Source organism: Brachybacterium sp. Marseille-Q7125, assembly GCF_023062615.1.
Taxonomy (GTDB): Bacteria; Actinomycetota; Actinomycetes; order Actinomycetales; family Dermabacteraceae; genus Brachybacterium.
Window position 1 is genome coordinate 1 of record NZ_JALLAL010000013.1, and the last position, 17398, is coordinate 17398.

Consider the following 17398-nt stretch of genomic DNA (forward strand, 5'->3'; position numbering starts at 1 on the left):
CAGTGCCCGGGCCGGGCCGGGCCCCCCGGGCCGCGGGGGGGGGGGGGGGCGAGGGGCCCACCGCAATCGTCGCCGCGGAGGTGGAGGCCCCGGGTGCGGTGCACCTGTCCGGCGCCGCCGCCCGGGGCCGGTGCACGCGCGCAGCAGAGCCCAGACGCGCGCCCAGGGCGGCCCGCGGGGAGGCGTACAGGTGACAGGGCCGCAGCGAGGCGGCGAGCGCGGAGGCGGGGGGCATGGCGTCAGAGCGGAGGGCGGACCCGGAGGAGCTGCAGAAGCAGATGGCGCAGGCGGCGGCGGGCCCGGGTGACGGCCACGTACATGAGCCGACGGTCCTCCCGTAGCGATTCCTCTCCCTCGGCCAGGCGGTACTGCTCGAGCAGCGCCTCGGCATCAACCTGCGTATCGGCGGCGTCCCAGGCGAGCTCCGGCAGGGTTTCGGCGTCGCCGCGCAGGGCGGTGGGGACGCTCGCGGTCCGCAGCGGACCCAGCCACCCGTCGGCCGGGATCCGCACCCGGCCGTGCTCATCGGTCTTCGCGCGCCGCAGGTCATAGGAGGGGACGGTCCCTTCGGTGAGTCCCGCGACCGCGACGAGATCCCATTCCAGACCCTTGGCGGAGTGCATGGTCACGATGGTCACGGCCGATGGGTCGGGGCTCTCCTCTCCGGCGGCGGCGACCGCGAGACCCGCCTCCTCGTCTTCGCTGATCTCGAGCAGGTCGAGGTAGGCACCGAGGTCACCGCGGCGGGCCGTCGCCTCGAATCCGGCGGCATGCTCGCGCAGCGCCTCGAGGTCGGCGAGAGCCCGGGAGCTGCCGTCACGCTCAAGCAGGGTGAGGTCGAGGTCGAGGGCGCGCACCGCGGCGGTGAGGAGGTCCGGCAGCGGCAGGGGCAGCAGGCGGCGCATCCGGCGCAGGAGGTCCTGAAGCTGCAGCAGACGCTCACGGCCGGTGGCACTGAGGGCACGCCCGGCGGGGTCGGTCCATTCGCGCGGCGGCAGGTCGTCCACGGCATCCAGCAGGGTGACGTCCTCGGCGTCGTCGTGGGCGGTGGGGTCGCGGTCGCTGCGGCGTCGCGACGCCAGATGCGATTGCCAGCGCCCCAAGACGGCGAGGTCGCGCACGCCCAGGCGGAAGCGGGGGCCGGTGAGCAGGCGCATGAGGGCATCGCCGCGGGCGGGGTCGTGGGCGGCGGTGAGCAGGGCCCGCACATCGGCGACTTCGGGGCGGTGCAGCAGCCCGCCGAGTCCCACCACATGCACCGCCAGTCCCCGGGAGGTGAGGCCGTCGACGAGCGGGGGGATCTGGCGGCGGGCCCGGACGAGGACCGCGGCGGTGGAGGGCTGGGCGGGGTCGGGGTCTTCGGCGCGGCGCGCCAGCACCCAGTCGGCAATCGCGTGCGCCTCGGCGATCTCATCGGCCGTCTCGATGATCTCGCAGGCCCCCTCCCCTGCACCGGGCCGCGGCTGCAGCTCGGGAATGGTTACGCCGCCGCCGGCGCTGCGCAGTGGGCCGGCGAGGCGGTTCGCGACGGCGAGGACCGCCTGGTCGTTGCGCCAGGAGGTGGACAGGCTGCGCTGCAGCACGGGCTGCTCAGGGCTCGCGAAGGCGGTTGCGAAGGAGGCGAGGGAGGCGGCGGAGGCGCCGCGCCAGCCGTAGATCGCCTGCTGCGGATCTCCGACGGCGCAGGCGGCATGGCCGGCGCCGAAGAGGTCGGCGAGCATGCGCAGCTGCGCGATCGAGGTGTCCTGGAACTCATCGAGCAGCACCACGCGGTGCAGGCGGCGGGCGGTCTGGGCGGCTGCGGGGACCTCCCGGGCGACGCGCGCGGCGAGCGCCACCTGGTCGGCGAAATCGAGGGCGCTCGTGGTGGTGCGCACGTCGGCGAAGCGCTCCAGCAGGGGGATGAGGTCGAGTCGCCCTTCGAGGGCGCGCAGCGCGGAGGCGACGGTCCGCGGGGTGGTGCGGCGCCGCCCTTCGGCCTGCAGGGGGATGGAGCTGAGGTGGTGGTGGATCTGCTGCAGGTGCTCACGCAGCTGGGCAGGAGTGACGAGGTGGTCGGCGAGGGAGGAGGTGAGCGAGATGAGGGCCGCGGTGAGGGTGGCCGGGGAGGCGTCCAGTTCGAGGGAGTCATCCCAGCTTTCGACGATGCTGTGGGCCAGCTGCCAGGAGGCGGAGGTGGACATCATGGTCAGCTCGGGGTCGATCCCGACGGCGAGGGCGTGCTCGCGCACCAGGTCCAGGGCGAAGCCGTTGTAGGTGTGGACCACGGGGCGCTGCCCGATGAGGTCATCGCTGCCGCGTTCGAGCCCGGGCGGCAGCGTGAGCCCTTCTGCCTGCATCGCCTGGGTGAGGGTGGCAAGGCGCCGGGAGATCCGTTCGGCGAGCTCGTGGGCGGCTTTGCGGGTGAAGGTCAGGCCCAGCACCTGGCGGGGTTCGACGATGCCGTTGGCGATCAGCCACACCACGCGGGAGGCCATGGTCTCGGTTTTGCCGGAGCCGGCTCCGGCGACCACGAGCATCGGGGCGAGCGGCGCTTCGATGACGGCGGTCTGCTCTGCGGTGGGCGGGGGCATCTCGAGCAGGGCGGCGAGCTGTGCAGCGCTGTGGCGGGGGGTCATAGCTGCTCCCCTTCGTCCTGGAGCGGGCAGGAGCTGCGGACGGCGCAGCGGCTGCAGTGCGGATTCCGTCGCGCCGTCACCGTCGGCCCGGAGACTTCGCGGGCCACTTCGGTGACGACGGTGTCGAACCAGGTGGGGTCCTCGGCGCGGGTGAGGGCGCCCTGGGTGCGCACGGCGGCGCGGCGGGTTCCGGTGCCGACGTACACCAGCTGCGCCCCGTTGAGTCTCTCCCCGGCGCCTGCTCCGAGCTGCTCGTCCAGGGCGCCGTCGCGCACGGCCGCCTGGTAGGCCGCAAGCTGCAGGTCCTCTTCGGCTTGGGCGGCGGTCTTGGGGCTGCGGCCGGTCTTGAGGTCCACCACCCGCAGGCCCGTCTCATCACCCTCGATGCGGTCGATCGTGCCGCGCAGGTGCACTGGCCCGAGTTCGAGAGTGAAGGGGGCTTCGATCGCGCGGGGCTGTCCGGCGCCGCGCAGATGTTCGGCCAGCAGCAGGGCGGCGTCCTCGGCGTGGCGGATCCGGCGCCGCCCGGACCACGTGACGGAGCCGGGGACGGCGCGCAGCAAGCTGTGCAGCTCGCCGAGCAGATCGGTGTGCGCCTGCTCGGTGTCCGGCACCCCGGCGGGGTGTCGCTGGGCCAGCAGGTGCAGGGCGGTGCCGATCAGCGGGGCGGGGCTGCCGGCCCGGGTGCCGCCGGAGCGTTCGAACAGCCAGGCGCGTGGGCAGGCGGCGGCGCGTTCCAGGGCTGACGGGGACAGGGTCGGTGCGGTTCCCGCGTCCTGCAGCGGCTCGACGGAGCTGGGGGGCTGGTGGTACCAGTGGGCGGGGTCGGTGCCGGAGGCGCCGGAGCGCCCGAGCTGGGCGAGAGCGCGGGCGGCATCAGCGGCCGCAGCGGGGTCATCTCCATGCAGGCGGGTGCGCAGCGCGGCGACGAGGCGGCGCACATCGGGGGCGGGCCCGGGGTCTGCGCGCAGGTCGTCTTCACCCACCCAGGGCGGCGCCGCCGCGGGGTCCGCGGCGATGCGTTCGAGCACCTCCACGAGGGCGGAGGGCTCGCCGTGCTCGTCCTCGACCGCGGTGATCAGCACGCGGCAGCGGGCGCGGGAGAGGGCGCTGAGGACCAGCCGCAGCTCATCGGCCAGCACCTGTTGGCGCTGCAGGGCCCGCAGCGCCTCGATGTTCTCGGGCACCTCCTGTTCGCCGCGCACTCCGGCTATCAGCGACAGCTCCGTGGCGCCGAAGAGGGTGGAGCGCAGTCGCAGATCCGGCCACGCGCCCTCCTGGACGCGGGCGAGCACCACGGTGTCGCGATGCTCGCCGGCGAGCTGGGCGGGGGTGAGCACAGCGACGCGCCCGCGGGCGGGGGTGGCGGCGGCGAGGGTGTCCTCGACCACGGCCTGGGCGCGGATCTGTTCGATGAGCTCCCCGGCCCCGGCGCCGGGCCGACGGTCGGTGAGGCGCTCGGCCGCGGCGAACAGCTCCAGCAGCGCATCCAGCCGCCCGGCGGCCAGGCGTGCCCGGGCCCCGTCGGCATCGGCGGCATCGCCCAGTGCGGCATGCCGCCAGCCGGTGGCGAGCCGTGCCGCGTCCCAGGTGTGCCACAGCACCTGTTCGGCGGGCTCGTCGCGATGCTCGCGGGCGGCGCGGAGCATGGCGCGTACGCGGTGCACGGGGGCCGCGGCACGGTCGCGCTCGGCGGGGTCGGGCAGGCCCGGCACCTCGTCGTCGACCAGCGCACGAGCCAGCAGCTCCTCGCTGCGGGGGCCGTTCTCTGGCCCGTCGCCCGGTGCGGGGTCCGCCGCCGCGGCGCGGTCGCGGTGGGCGCTCAGCAGCAGGCGCCGGATGCGGCGCAGGCGCAGCGCGTCGGCGTCCCCGAAGGGGCCGCGCAGCAGCGCAGTGGCGGTCGCGGGATCGGGGCGGGCCCCCTCCCCTGCTTGGCCGAGTTCGAGGATGGTCAGCAGGTCGGCGATCACCGGCACGTCGCGCAGCGGCTGTGGCCGATGGGGCACATGGACGCGCAGCCCGGTGCGGGCCAGCAGCTCGGCGACATCCGCGACGGCGGCCCCGGAGCGGCACACCACCGCCATGTCATCGAGCGGGACGCCCTGGCCGTGGTGCAGGTCGCGCAGCACGGAGCCGATCAATCGCGCCTCATCGAGCGCATCCCGGGCGCGCAGGACCGCCAGGCCCCCGGGCGCGCCCGTGCGGGGCCGACGGGAGCGTGCCGGGGCACCGGCGAGCGGGAGACGCCCGCGCAGTGCATCGACCACCGCCGCGGGCCCGTCCTGCTGTGCGCGGGAGCTCTCGAGCAGCACCTCCTGCGGGCCACCCTGCTGGCCCCCCGGCGAGCCGGTGAGACGTTCACGCAGGCGCGCCGCCGCATCGGGCAGGGCGCCACGGAAGGTGTCCACGGCGGTATCAGGACTGGAGAGGACGAGCAGGCGGGCTCCGGCATCGGCGAGCGCGAGCAGCAGTTCGACGCCGGCCGCGGTGAGGTCCTGGGCGTCGTCGATGATCACGGCGCGGGCGGGCGGGGGGCTGAGCGGGTCCGCGGCCAGGTGGCCGACGGCGCGGCGCAGCAGCGCTCCGGAGTCCAGGCGCTCTCCCGCGTCCAGGGCTGAGGCGGCCTCGAGGTCGAGCACGCCGAGGTAGTCGCGCTGGATCGCGGCGGCGTCGACCCAGGCGGGGCGCCCCCGGTCGCGGCCCAGCTGCTCGAGGTCAGCGGGGGTGAGCCCCAGCTCCGCGGCGCGAGTGAGGAGGTCCCGCAGCTCGGTGCGGAAGCCGGGGAGGGCGCGGGCGGCCGGATCGGTGCTGAGGTACCAGTCCTCCCGCAGCGCGATCAGCTCCCCCAGCAGCGCATCCTGCTCGGCCCCGGTGACCAGGGTGGGCTCGGGGGCGCCGCGGCGCCGCGCGGCGGTGCGGCAGATCGAGAACCCGAGGGCCGACGGGGTCATCACCGACACGCCGCCTTCCCCGGCCGCGCCCAGCGCATCACGCAGGATCCCGGCGTTGCGGCGGCGCGGCGCCACCAGCAGCGTGTCCTCCCCGCGGGCGCGCGCCTGCGTGGCAGCGCACAGCGCCAGGGCCGTGCGGCCCGCGCCGGGGGCGGCGTGGACGATCATGCTGCGTCCGGCCAGGAACGTCTCGAGCGCGGTGGCCTGCGCGGCATCGAGCTGCGCGGCATCGAGCACGGGCGGCAGGGCGCCCAGATCAGGGCCCAGCAGCCTGATCTGCTCACCGTCGGCCCGCTGGCCGTCTCGTCTTGCGCGCATGCCCCCATTGCACCGCATGGTCCTGACAACGCTGCACACCGCTGGTCGGCCAGGCAACTCGCTGGTCGGCTCGGGGCCATGTGAACGAATCGGCGGACACGCGGCGGTACAGTAGCGGAGCCCTACGTTCTCCATGCCGCTGCGGCGGCGTGCTCCCCGAAGTCCCGGAGGCCCTCGTGTCGACTCCCCCCACGGTCCGACTGCCGCGCGCCGAGCGTCGTGCCCAGCTGCTCGAGGTCGCCACCGAGGTGTTCACGGCTAACGGCTACCAGGCCACCTCGATGGATGACATCGCCAAGGCCGCCGGCGTCACCAAACCTGTGCTCTACCAGCATTTCGACACCAAGGAGACGCTGTTCGTCGAGGTCCTGGGGATCGTCGGCGAGCGCATGCTGGCCGAGGTGCGGGCGCTGGAGGCGCCGGACATGCGGCCGCGCGAGCGGATCCGGCACGGCCTGCTGCGCTTCTACCGCTTCATCTCCCTGGAGAACTCGCTGCGGCTGTTCACCGGCCAGGAGGCGGTCTCCGATGCGGTGCGCGCACGGATGACCGAGGTACTCGATGAGATGGCGCTCGAGCTGGGCCGGGTGCTCATGACCATCCGACACCTGTCCACCGAGGAGGCCCGCGTGCTGGGCCGTGGCCTGATCTCCTACACCCAGCTGGCCGGGCAGCTGCTGCACGAGGCGTCCGATGACGCCGCACGGGAGGAGATCCTGGAGACGATGGTCACGATCATCTTCAGCGGCGTCTCCGGGTTCCGGATGCGTGATGGCGTGCTGGACGACGAGGGCCGCACCACGCGCTGACCCCCGTCGCGAGCAGCGCGGCCTCATCGGGTGCATCGCGCCCACCTGCCATCGGACTGTGGCATCTCATGCCTGCTCGGACGCACAGCCCGAGAACGTGCGCGACGCGTAGACTCCCCGCTGACCACCACAGCGACCCGCCCGCGGGCGGAGGAGAGGACAGCCCCATGGAGATCCGCATCGGCATCCAGCACTCGCCCCGCGAGATCGTCGTCGAGTCCACCGAGGAGGCCGACGCTGTGCTCGAGCGTCTGAGCGCCGCGGTGTCCGACGGCGCCCCCGTCACCCTCACGGACGACAAGGGCCGCACCGTCCTGATCCCCGGGGCGAAGGTCGCCTACGCGGAGGTGTCCACGGAAGAGCCCCGCCGCGTCGGCTTCCTCGGCTGACCGATGACCGTGCCGGAGGAGGAAGCGGCGAACACCCCGGGTCCCCCGTCCACAACACCGGACGGCTCGGCGCCCGCCCAGCAGTCCGCGCCCGCCCAGGAGCCGTCTTCCCCGCGGCGGGGACGGCGTGCTCTCAGCGTCCTGACCACGGTCCTGGTCGGGGTGCTCGGGGCGATGGTGGGCCTGCTGCTGGTGCCCTCGACGCCCGTGGACGTCGGGCCGCTGCACGCGACCGTGCATCTGCGGCCCTCCCTCGACTCCGCCACGGTCCTCCTGCTGCCTCCCGTGGGCGAGGTGGCCTTCGACTCCCACACCGCACCGGTGCGCATCGAGGCGACGGTGCAGAGCGTCGACATCGAGAAGGCGCAGGACCTGTTCACCTCGATGGAAGGACTGCGGGAGCTGCAGCGCACCGCCCCGGAGGCGATCACCGCAGCGGCCGCACAGAACGCGGTGCTGAACGCCCTGTTCGCCGCGGCCGGGGCAGGTCTGGCGGTGGGCCTGACGTTCCGGCGGGTACGACGGGCGCTGATCGCCGCCGGCTCCACTGTCGCGGTGGTCGGGGTGTCCGTCGGCGCGACGGCCGTGACCTTCTCTCCGCACTCCCTCGCGCAGCCGCGCTTTGAGGGGCTGCTCTCCCAGGCCGCGTATATCGCGGACCTGGGGCAGGGCAAGGCGATCGACTACCAGAACTACCGCGACACCCTCGCGGAGTTCGTCGGACAGGTCTCGGCGCTGTACATCGCCGCGGACTCCCTGCCGGCGGGGCTGGATCGCGAGAACGTGATCACCGTGTTGCATGTCTCGGACATCCACGACAATCCGCAGGCCTACGACGTCATCGACCAGCTCAACGGCCAGTTCGACATCGACCTGGTGATCGACACCGGGGACATCGTCTCCTGGGGCACGCCGCTCGAGAACGAGCTGCTGCACCGCATCGGCTCACTGGATGTGCCGTACGTGTACATCAGCGGAAACCATGACGGGCAGGCTGCGGCGGAGGTCATCGAGTCCCAGCCCAACGCGACAGTGCTGGACAACGAGATCGAAGAGGTCGCGGGGCTGACGATCGCCGGGATCGGCGACCCCCGTTTTGCGGCCGATGACGACTCCGATGCGGGCGGCTGGCGCGAGGGCGATCAGGCGGTCATCGCGAGCGTGTTCCAGCTGGGCGAGACCATTGAGGCCCATAACGCCGAGAACCCCGATAATCCCGTGGACATCGCGCTGATCCACGACCCGACGAAGCCGGAGGGCATGCTGGGGCGGGTCCCGCTGGTGCTGTCCGGGCATATGCACACCTCCTCCGTGGAGCAGGACCGTGAGGGCTCGGGCACCGAGTGGATGACCGTCGGCTCCACCGGTGGGGCGCTCGCCTCCGGGGGTGTGCAGCCGGTGCTGCGCGGCGAGGATCCGCTGGACCTCACGGCCCGGATGCTCTACTTCGATGCCGAGACCAAGCGGCTTGTGGCCTATGACGACATCGTCATGGGGGGCCTGGGCCTGGTGTCGGTGTCGATCCAGCGCGCGCAGGAGAGCCGCGAGGAGCTGGAGCTGACGATCCCTGAGGGCGCCGAGACCCCGGAGGGCACGATCCCGCCGGAGCAGGAGGTCGAGCCCGGCGAGGGCCTGCCCGATGAGGATCGCGTGACGCCGACCGACCCGATCAGCCCGCTGCCGAGCGACGGCGGCGGCGCCGAGAGCCGGGATCCGCAGGACGGCACCGATGGGCAGGGCGGCGCCGATGGCCAGGACGGCGCCGACGCGCAGGGCGGCGGGGAGGACGCGGAGCAGCGCGCGGGGTGACCCGTGTCGCCTCCGGGCGGAAGGGGTGGGGCCGGGCTATACGATGGCCGGGACCATTCGAGACCCAGAGAGATCCACGGTGACACAGACCAATCCCCGCACCGACGAGGCCGTGTCGGCCTCCTCCGCCGTCGAGCCCAGCTCCGGCGCCCCCGCTCCCCAGCCCCAGCAGACCTTCGCGGACTTCGATGTCCGCTCTGACATCGTCGAGGCGCTCGCCGAGCAGGGCATCGTCCACCCCTTTCCGATCCAGTCGCTGACCCTGCCGGTCGCACTGAAGGGCCGCGACATCATCGGCCAGGCCAAGACCGGCACCGGCAAGACGCTGGGCTTCGGCATCCCGCTGCTGCAGAACACCGTCGCACCGGGCGAGCCGAACCCGCAGGGCCGCACGATCGATAAGCCCCAGGCCCTCGTGGTGCTGCCCACGCGCGAACTCGCCGTGCAGGTGGCGCAGGATCTGCAGGCCGCCTCCGCCAAGCGCACCGTGCGCGTGCTGACCGTCTACGGCGGGCGTGCCTATGAACCGCAGATCGAGGCCCTGGCCAAGGGCATCGATGTCGTGGTGGGCACGCCGGGCCGTCTCATCGACCTGATGCGCCAGAAGCACCTGGACCTCTCACAGGTCTCCACCGTGGTGCTCGACGAGGCCGATGAGATGCTGGACCTGGGCTTCCTCGAGGACATCGAAAAGCTCATGCAGGCGGTGCCGACGAATCGGCAGACGATGCTGTTCTCCGCCACCATGCCGGGGCCGATCATGGCGCTGGCGCGGCGATTCATGCTGCAGCCCACGCATATCCGCGCCCACGACCCCTCGGACACCGCCCGCACCAAGGCGGACATCAAGCAGGTGGTCTACCGCGCGCATCAGCTCGACAAGATCGAGGTGATGGCACGGGTGCTGCAGGCGCGCGGCCGCGGGCTGACGATCGTCTTCATGCGCACCAAGCGCCAGGCGGACCGCGTGGCCGGTGACCTGGCCGATCGCGGCTTCGCCGCCGCGCCCCTGCACGGTGACCTGGGCCAGGGGGCGCGTGAGCAGGCGCTGCGCGCCTTCCGCAACGGCAAGATCGACGTGCTGGTGGCGACCGATGTGGCCGCGCGCGGCATCGACGTCGAGGACGTCACCCACGTGGTGAACTGGAACTGCCCGGACGATGACAAGACGTACCTGCACCGCACGGGCCGCACCGGGCGCGCGGGCAAGAAGGGCACCGCGATCACGTTCGTGGACTGGGAGGACCTGGCGCGCTGGGCGCTGATCGCCCGCCAGCTGGGGCTGGAGTCCACCGAAGCGGTCGAGACGTACTCGACGTCCGAGCATCTGTTCACGGACCTAGACATCCCCACCGAGGCCAAGGGCACCCTGCCCAAGGATCAGCGCACCCGCGCCGGTCTGGACGCGGAGGAGATCGAGGACCTGGGCGGCCCGGACTCCCGTCGGCGCGAGCAGCGCGGCGGTGGGGACGGCGGTCGCGGAGGCCGGGGCGGTCGGGATGGCGGCCGCGGTGGTCGCTCCGGTGGCCGTGGCGGTCGTGGCGACGCGCAGGGTGAGGGCGAGGATTCCGGTGAGGGCCGCTCTGAGCAGCCGCGCCGCAAGCGGTCCCGCTCGCGCACCCGCCGCGTGAACGGCGAGGTCGTGAGCCAGGAGCGCACCGGCGGCGAGGACGGCTCGAAGGGCGACGCCGAGAGCGGTGGCGCGTCCGGCGGCGAGCGCTCCGGCGCGCAGCAGGGCTCCGGCTCGGGCGAGCGCTCCGGCGAGGGGCGTCCCCGTCGGCGCCGTTCCCGCGGCGGTCGCGGCCGCGGCCGACGCGGCGGCAACCAGGGCGACCAGCAGCAGGGCAGCGAGCAGCAGGGCAGCACCGCAGGCAGCGACGACGCGCAGGACGCCTGAACCAGCCCCACACGCAGCCCGCCCAGCCCGCCCGCAACGCGCCCAGCGCGCCGCGGGCATCACCCACACATGTCCGGTTACGAGGCATGCGACACGCCCGCATGCCTCGGAACCGGACATGTGTGCATGCCAGGGAGCCCGGCAGGGAGCAGACGCAGCGTCGCGACCGCGCCCTGCGTCAGGAGCGGATCAGCCTCGTGCCGCTCGTTCCGCGCGCCTCGATCTGCTCGAGCACCTGCGGCGCGGTGAGGTTCTCCCCCAGCTCGTTCGGTTTGCCCTCGCCGTGGTGGTCGCTGCCGCCGGTGATCAGCAGATCGTGACGGCGGGCGAACTCACTTAGGCGCTCACGCTCATCGGGCCCGTGCTCACGGTGGTGCACCTCCACCCCATCGAGCCCGGCTGCCACCATCGCCTCGAGCAGCTCGAGCGGCAGCGCGTCCCCGCGGGTCACCGAGCCGGGGTGGGCTGCGATCGAGACGCCTCCAGCCTCACGGATGAGCTCGATCACCCGCACCGGGTCAGGCGCGTAGTACGGCACGTAGTAGGGGCCGCGCGGGGAGAGGATCTGCGCGAAGGCCTCGGAGCGGTCCGTCACCACGCCCTGGGCCACGAGCGCATCGGCGATATGGGGGCGCCCGATGACGGTCGAGTCGTCGGCCACCTGGGAGGTGACATCATCCCAGCGCAGCGGGTGATCCGTGCCGATGCGGTCCACCATGGCGCGAGCCCGCTCATCACGGGAGGCGCGGGCCCGGGCCATCTCCGCGGCGAGCCCCGTGTCCGCTGCAGGATCCGGCAGCAGGGCGAGGATGTGCACGCTGCGCCCGTCATACTCGGCGGAGACCTCGATGCCCGGCACCGCCGCGACGCCGCTCGCGGCGACCGCCTCCGGCAGCTCCTCCCAGCCCGCCACCGTGTCGTGATCGGTCAGCGCCAGCACGTCCAAGCCCGCTGCGGCGGCATCGGCGAACAGCTCCCGGACCGACGTGGTGCCGTCGGACCACGAGGAGTGGGAGTGCAGGTCGATCCGCGGGCGGAGCCCGACGTCCGGCTCATCACTCATGCCTCCAGCCTAGACCGGGGCGTGAGACCATCGGGGGGTGAGCACCGAGAAGCAGAACAGCATGACCACCACCGACGCGACCGCGGAGAAGAGCACCGACGAGCTCGCGAAGGATCTCTCCTCCCGCGGCGACACCCGCTCCCAGCGCCCCAACAGCGAGGCATTCCGCGAGTTCATCGCCTCCGGCTGGGATGAGACCGTCCCCGACGCCGACCGTCTGGAGGCCGCGGACTTCACGCCCGCCCGTCGTGACGCCCTGGTGCGCCGGATTCCCGCCACCCGCATGGTGCTGCCCGCCGGCGTGCTGAAGGTCCGTTCGAACGACACCGATTACCCCTTCCGCCCGGACACCGCCTTCGCGTACTACGCGGGGCTGGGGACCGATGAGGAGCCCGACAGCGTCCTGGTCGTCGAACCCTCCGCGGAGGACCCGGCGCGCGCGCAGGCCACGTACTTCTTCCGCCCCCGCGCCGGTTTCGACACCTCCGAGTTCTACGCCGATTCCCGCTATGGCGAGATGTGGGTGGGCCGCCGCCCCACCCTCACCGAGGCCGAGCAGCGCCTGGGCATCGAGGTGCGGCACATCGAGGAGCTGCGCGACCACCTGGCCAAGGACGTCGGCGCCCAGCTGTCCCTCGCCGTGATGCCGAGCGTGGATGCCGGCGTGGAGGAGATGGTGACCCAGATCCGCGAGCAGAACGGCCTGCCCACCGGCGATGAGGCCGCCGCGGAGAACGCCGCGCTGAAGGAGGCCGCAAGCGAGGCGCGCCTGGTCAAGGATGAGTACGAGATCCGCCAGATGCGCCGCGCCGTGGACGCCACCATCGCGGGCTTCGAGGACGTCATCCGACACCTGGACCGCGCCGTCGGCCATGAGCGCGGTGAGCGCGTCATCGAGGGGGTGTTCGCCGCGAACGCCCGCGCCGAGGGCAACGGCGTCGGCTACGACACGATCGCCGCGGCCGGTGACCATGCCTGCACCCTGCACTGGATCCGCAACGACGGCGCCGTGCACGCCGATGAGCTCGTGCTCATCGACGCGGGTGTCGAGGTGGACTCGCTGTACACCGCGGATGTGACCCGCACCCTGCCGGTCTCGGGCACCTTCTCCCCCACGCAGCGGAAGGTCTACGAAGCGGTGCTGAAGGCTGCGGATGCCTCCTTCGCGGTCGCGAAGCCGGGCGTGAAGTTCCGTGACTTGCACGCCGCGGCCATGGACGTGCTCGCCCCGATCCTCGAGGAGTGGGGCCTGCTGCCCGGCACCGCGGCGGAGTCCCTGGCCCCGGAGGGGCAATGGCATCGGCGCTGGATGCCACATGGCACAAGTCACCACCTGGGTATGGATGTGCATGACTGCGCGCAGGCCCGCCGCGAGATGTACCTGGATGCCGAGCTGGTGCCCGGCATGATCTTCACGATCGAACCGGGCCTGTACTTCAAGGAGAACGACCTGCTGGTGCCCGAGGAGCTGCGCGGCATCGGCGTGCGGATCGAGGATGACGTGCTGGTGACCGAGGACGGCGTGGAGAACCTCTCCGCCGCTGCGCCCCGCACCGCCGATGACGTAGAGGCGTGGATGGCCTCCCTGCGCCGATGAGCACCTCCGCGCAGCAGCGCTTCTACGCCGCGCGCCTGGCCGGCACCACGGTCTTCGACCCCATCGGTGACGTGGTTGCCACGGTGCGGGACGTCGTCGTGGTGCCCGCGAGCCGCACGAGCGCGCGCGCTGTCGGTTTCGTGGTGGAGGTGGCGGGCAAGCGCCGTGTGTTCCTGCCCATCACGCGCGTGACCTCCATCTCCCCGGGCCAGGTGATCTCCACCGGGGTGCTGAATGTGCGGCGCTTCGAGAAGCGCACGGGCGAGCTGCTGGTGATCGCGGATCTGCTGGACCGCCGGGTGACCCTCGGGGACGGCTCCGGGGAGGCGACCGTGCTGGACATCGCCCTGGACCAGAACCGGCATCGCGACTGGGAGGTCTCGCGGCTGTACCTGCGGCGCCGACCCAAGGGCGGTTCGCTGACCCGCCTGGTCTCCCGCGGCGAGACGCTCACCGCCTCCCTCGAGGAGGTCTCCGGACTGTACGGCTCACAGGCTGAGCAGTCCGCGCACCTGCTGGCCGCCTCCTACCAGGACCTGAACCCGGCCGATCTCGCGGAGATCATCCAGGAGCTGGAGCCCAAGCGACGCATCGAGCTGGCAGGCGAACTGGCCGATGAACGCCTGGCGGACATCCTCGAGGAGCTGCCGGAGGACATCCGCGTGGAGGTCGTGACGGGGCTGGAGGCCTCCCGCGCGGCCGACGTGCTGGATGAGATGGATCCCGATGACGCGGCGGACCTCGTGCAGGAGCTGCCCGAGCCGGTGGCCGCCCAGCTGCTGAACCTCATGGAGCCGGAGGAGGCGGAGGATGTGCGCCGCCTGCTGGCCTATGACGAGTACACCGCCGGCGGCATGATGACCACCGAACCGCTGATCGTGGCACCGGAGACTCCGGTGGCGCACTGCCTGGCGATGATCAGCCGGGAGGCGGTCCATGCGGCCCTGGCCTCCACGGTGCATGTGTGCCGCTCCCCCTTGGAGACGCCGACCGGGAAGCTGCTGGGCATCGTCCACTTCCAGCAGCTGCTGCGGGAGCGCCCGGACCGGGCCGTCGGCGAGATCCTGGATGCCGACAAGGTGGTGCTTGAGCCCACCGCGCCGCTGTCCACGGTGACCCGTGAGATGGCGACCTACAACCTGGTGTCCCTGCCGGTGGTGGATGAGGACGGTCGGCTGCTGGGTGCCGTCACGGTCGATGACGTGCTGGATCACGTGCTGCCGGAGGACTGGCGCGAGCAGGATGAGCCGCAGCCGACGACCGGGCAGATCGACCTGTCGGAGATCGCGCGCGCCACGTCGCGAGAGGAGGACTGATTGATGGCCGAGCACAACCCCGCACCGCTGGATGATCCGGCGCCGCGCAGCGGTGGCCGTCTGCGGATCCCCTTCTCCGGCGATGCTTTCGGTCGCGGCGCAGAGGCTTTCGCCCGCATGATGGGTACGCCCGCCTTCCTGGTGGGCATGACGATTTTCTGTGCCGTGTGGCTGGGCTGGAACTCGCTGATGCCGGAGTCCGCGCAGTTCGATCCGCGGGCGCTGAACTTCACGCTGCTGACGCTGATCCTCTCGCTGCAGGCCTCCTACGCAGCGCCGCTGCTGCTGCTGGCGCAGAACCGGCAGGATGACCGCGACCGCGTGCAGGCTGAGCAGGATCGCCAGTCCAATGAGCGCAACCACGCCACCACCGACTACATCACCCGGGAGATCGCCTCGCTGCGCCTGGCGCTGAACGACGTGGCCACCCGCGACTTCGTGCGCGGCGAGCTGCGGGACCTGCTCGAGGAGATCGAGGAGGACAAGCAGCCCACGGACGCATCGGCCCCTGCTACGGCCCTGGATGCTGAGCAGCTGCGGGCCGTGCTGCGCGAAGAGGTCGAGGCGGCCCTCGCCGCCCGCTCGAGCGCTGCGCCGACTGCTCCGTCGGCCCCTCATGCATCCTCCGCGACCACCGCCCCGTCGGCCCCTGCGCCGCGCGATCAGGTGCAGCGCGATCAGGCCCCGAGCTCTGACACAGACCCCACCGCTCCCATCGACCCGAAGGAGACCGACGCCCGGTGACCCCCGCCGAGACCCCGGAGACCCCCGACACCCCTGGCACCGGGCAGCGCCCCGATGCCCCCACGGCCCCCGAGGCGGCCGATGCCAGCACTGCCCACACGACTGGGACGAGCAGTACGACCAGTACGCCCGGCACGTCCAGCCCGGCGCAGGATGACCGCGTCACGCGGATCCGCGCTGCCCTGGACGGGGTGATGGACCCGGAGATTCACCGCCCGATCACGGAGCTGGGCATGGTGGATGCGGTCGAGGTGGACGCCGGCGGGATCGCGCGCGTGCACGTGCTCGTCACGATCGAGGGCTGTCCGATGCGCGATCGGATCGAGCGGGAGACCGCGGAAGCCGCCGCGACCGTGCCGGGTCTTTCGCGCGTGGAGGTCACCAGCTCCGCGATGAGCGAGCAGCAGCGTCAGGAGCTCACCACGCGGCTGCGGCAGGGGCGTCGGCAGATCCCCTTCAACCAGCCCGGCTCGCTGACCCGCATCTTCGCGGTCTCCTCCGGGAAGGGCGGGGTGGGCAAGTCCACGGTGACGGCGAATCTCGCCGCCGCGATGGCGGCCGACGGGCTGCGGGTGGGCGTGATCGACGCGGATATCCACGGGTTTTCGATGCCCGGGATGTTCGGCATCACCGAGCAACCCACCAAGGTGGGTGACCTGCTGATGCCGCCCACCGCCCACGGCGTGGCGGTGATGAGCATCGGCATGTTCGTGCCCGAGGCGCAGGCGGTGGTGTGGCGCGGCCCCAAGATGCACCGGGCCATCGAACAGTTCGCCTCCGATGTGTTCTGGGGCGATCTGGATGTGCTGCTGCTGGACCTGCCGCCCGGCACCGGGGATGTGGCGATCTCGGTGGCGCAGCTGCTGCCGCAGGCCCAGATGGTGGTGGTGACCACCCCGCAGGTCTCCGCCGCGGCCGTCGCCGAACGGGTGGGCTCCCTCGCCTCCTCGACGAAGCAGCAGATCGCCGGGGTGGTGGAGAACATGGCGGGCCTGACCCTGCCCGATGGCACGGTGATGGACGTGTTCGGCACCGGCGGTGGGGACCGGGTGGCGCAGACCCTCGGCAAGGCCGTGGGGGCCGACGTTCCCGTCCTGGGACGCGTGGGCCTGGATCCGGCGCTGCGCGAGGGCGCCGACGGGGGTGTGCCGCTCGTGGTCTCCGCCCCGGGCTCCCCCACTGCGCAGGCGCTGCGGCAGGTGGCTCGCGCGCTGACTCGAGCGCCGCGGGGTCTGGCCGGAAAGAAGCTGCCGCTGAGCGTCAGCAGTCGCTGAGGGGTCGCCGCTACAGGGGGCCTGGTCGGCTCAGGTGGCCTCGTCGTCGAAGGGGGCCTGGTCGTCGAAGGGGGCCTAGTCGGCTCAGGTGGCCACGTCGAAGGGGGCCTGGCCGGCTCTGGTCGCCTCGGCGGCTCGTGACCTGGTCGGCTCAGGTGGCCTCGTCGTCGAAGGGGGCGCGCTGCGGGCCGGAGTCTTTCCGGGAGTTCTTCCGCCCGGAGCTGCTGGATGACCCGGCAGTTTTCTTGGCGCTGCCGACCGCGGCCCCGCCGGTGGCGATGCTCATCGCCTCCTTGTCCGGCAGCAGCTCCTCGAGGTTGGTGTCCCCCCAGGCCTCGCGGATGATGCGGCGGGGATCATACTGCCGGGGGTCGTATTTTTTGAGGTCCTCGATGGCGATGCCCATCTCGTCCTCGACGGTGTGGCGAGAGTCGTCCACCCAGCGCCGGACCTGGCGCACCCACTGCACGACCTGGCGGGTCACCTCGGGGAGCCGCTGCGGGCCCACGACCACGAGGAACACGATGAGCACAACGACGATCTCCCAGCCGCCCAGGCCGAAGAATCCGGTGCCGCCCATTGTCCACCTGTACGTCTCGAGGTCACGTGATCA

12 protein-coding genes are annotated in these 17398 nt (G+C 72.4%); 8 read left to right on the plus strand and 4 right to left on the minus strand.

Translation table 11 applies throughout. The features are described from left to right. Positions 1–239 precede the first annotated feature (239 nt). The gene (locus tag MU407_RS05025; RefSeq protein WP_246955837.1) at positions 240–2618 is read right to left on the minus strand and encodes an ATP-dependent helicase; all 2379 of its coding nucleotides are present in this window, start codon (positions 2616–2618) and stop codon (positions 240–242) included. Next, on the minus strand, positions 2615–5887 hold the full coding sequence (locus tag MU407_RS05030) for a PD-(D/E)XK nuclease family protein (RefSeq protein ID WP_246955839.1): 3273 nt from the start codon (positions 5885–5887) through the stop codon (positions 2615–2617). The genes MU407_RS05025 and MU407_RS05030 overlap by 4 nt, the downstream gene beginning before the upstream one ends. Positions 5888–6063: 176 nt before the next feature. On the opposite strand from MU407_RS05030, the gene MU407_RS05035 reads away from it, so the two are divergent. The 4 genes from MU407_RS05035 (at position 6064) to MU407_RS05050 (ending at position 10791) form a co-directional block, all read left to right on the plus strand. Beyond that, a complete protein-coding gene (locus MU407_RS05035) occupies positions 6064–6696 on the plus strand; it encodes a TetR/AcrR family transcriptional regulator (protein WP_102236487.1) in 633 nt (210 codons plus the stop codon). Between the two features lie 167 nt (positions 6697–6863). Next, positions 6864–7085 (plus strand): DUF3107 domain-containing protein, encoded by a 222-nt coding sequence (locus MU407_RS05040; RefSeq protein ID WP_102236488.1) that lies wholly within the window; start codon positions 6864–6866, stop codon positions 7083–7085. Between the two features lie 3 nt (positions 7086–7088). Next, on the plus strand, positions 7089–8894 hold the full coding sequence (locus tag MU407_RS05045; protein WP_246955841.1) for a metallophosphoesterase: 1806 nt from the start codon (positions 7089–7091) through the stop codon (positions 8892–8894). A 79-nt stretch (positions 8895–8973) separates the two neighbouring features. Then, positions 8974–10791, plus strand: coding sequence for a DEAD/DEAH box helicase (locus MU407_RS05050; protein WP_246955843.1), 1818 nt, complete (start codon positions 8974–8976; stop codon positions 10789–10791). A gap of 178 nt (positions 10792–10969) precedes the next feature. On the opposite strand, the gene MU407_RS05055 is transcribed toward MU407_RS05050, so the two are convergent. Then, positions 10970–11854, minus strand: coding sequence for a PHP domain-containing protein (locus MU407_RS05055; RefSeq protein ID WP_246955845.1), 885 nt, complete (start codon positions 11852–11854; stop codon positions 10970–10972). Positions 11855–11915: 61 nt separating this feature from the next. On the opposite strand from MU407_RS05055, the gene MU407_RS05060 reads away from it, so the two are divergent. The 4 genes from MU407_RS05060 to MU407_RS05075 all read left to right on the plus strand — a co-directional run bounded on the left by MU407_RS05060 (position 11916) and on the right by MU407_RS05075 (position 16785). Further along, positions 11916–13451 (plus strand): aminopeptidase P family protein, encoded by a 1536-nt coding sequence (locus tag MU407_RS05060; protein WP_246955920.1) that lies wholly within the window; start codon positions 11916–11918, stop codon positions 13449–13451. Beyond that, the gene (locus tag MU407_RS05065; protein WP_246955847.1) at positions 13448–14767 is read left to right on the plus strand and encodes a CBS domain-containing protein; all 1320 of its coding nucleotides are present in this window, start codon (positions 13448–13450) and stop codon (positions 14765–14767) included. Before MU407_RS05060 ends, MU407_RS05065 begins: the two co-directional genes overlap by 4 nt. A gap of 3 nt (positions 14768–14770) precedes the next feature. Beyond that, entirely contained in the window at positions 14771–15511 is a 741-nt protein-coding gene (locus MU407_RS05070; RefSeq protein ID WP_246955849.1) for a DUF1003 domain-containing protein, read from the plus strand. Between the two features lie 170 nt (positions 15512–15681). Then, positions 15682–16785 carry a P-loop NTPase gene (locus tag MU407_RS05075; protein WP_348648013.1) on the plus strand — a complete coding sequence of 368 codons (1104 nt, stop codon included), beginning with the start codon at positions 15682–15684 and terminating at the stop codon, positions 16783–16785. 151 nt (positions 16786–16936) lie between these two features. On the opposite strand, the gene tatB is transcribed toward MU407_RS05075, so the two are convergent. Further along, the gene (gene tatB / locus MU407_RS05080) at positions 16937–17365 is read right to left on the minus strand and encodes a Sec-independent protein translocase protein TatB (protein WP_246955852.1); all 429 of its coding nucleotides are present in this window, start codon (positions 17363–17365) and stop codon (positions 16937–16939) included. Positions 17366–17398 lie beyond the last annotated feature (33 nt).

Bases quoted from the DNA above. Each gene is read 5' to 3' on its own strand.
- tatB (WP_246955852.1), bottom strand. From the start codon at position 17,365: ATGGGCGGCACCGGATTCTTCGGCCTGGGCGGCTGGGAGATCGTCGTT.
- MU407_RS05040 (WP_102236488.1), top strand. From the start codon at position 6,864: ATGGAGATCCGCATCGGCATCCAGCACTCGCCCCGCGAGATCGTCGTC.
- MU407_RS05045 (WP_246955841.1), top strand. From the start codon at position 7,089: ATGACCGTGCCGGAGGAGGAAGCGGCGAACACCCCGGGTCCCCCGTCC.
- MU407_RS05070 (WP_246955849.1), top strand. From the start codon at position 14,771: ATGGCCGAGCACAACCCCGCACCGCTGGATGATCCGGCGCCGCGCAGC.
- MU407_RS05060 (WP_246955920.1), top strand. From the start codon at position 11,916: ATGACCACCACCGACGCGACCGCGGAGAAGAGCACCGACGAGCTCGCG.
- MU407_RS05025 (WP_246955837.1), bottom strand. From the start codon at position 2,618: ATGACCCCCCGCCACAGCGCTGCACAGCTCGCCGCCCTGCTCGAGATG.
- MU407_RS05030 (WP_246955839.1), bottom strand. From the start codon at position 5,887: ATGCGCGCAAGACGAGACGGCCAGCGGGCCGACGGTGAGCAGATCAGG.
- MU407_RS05065 (WP_246955847.1), top strand. From the start codon at position 13,448: ATGAGCACCTCCGCGCAGCAGCGCTTCTACGCCGCGCGCCTGGCCGGC.
- MU407_RS05055 (WP_246955845.1), bottom strand. From the start codon at position 11,854: ATGAGTGATGAGCCGGACGTCGGGCTCCGCCCGCGGATCGACCTGCAC.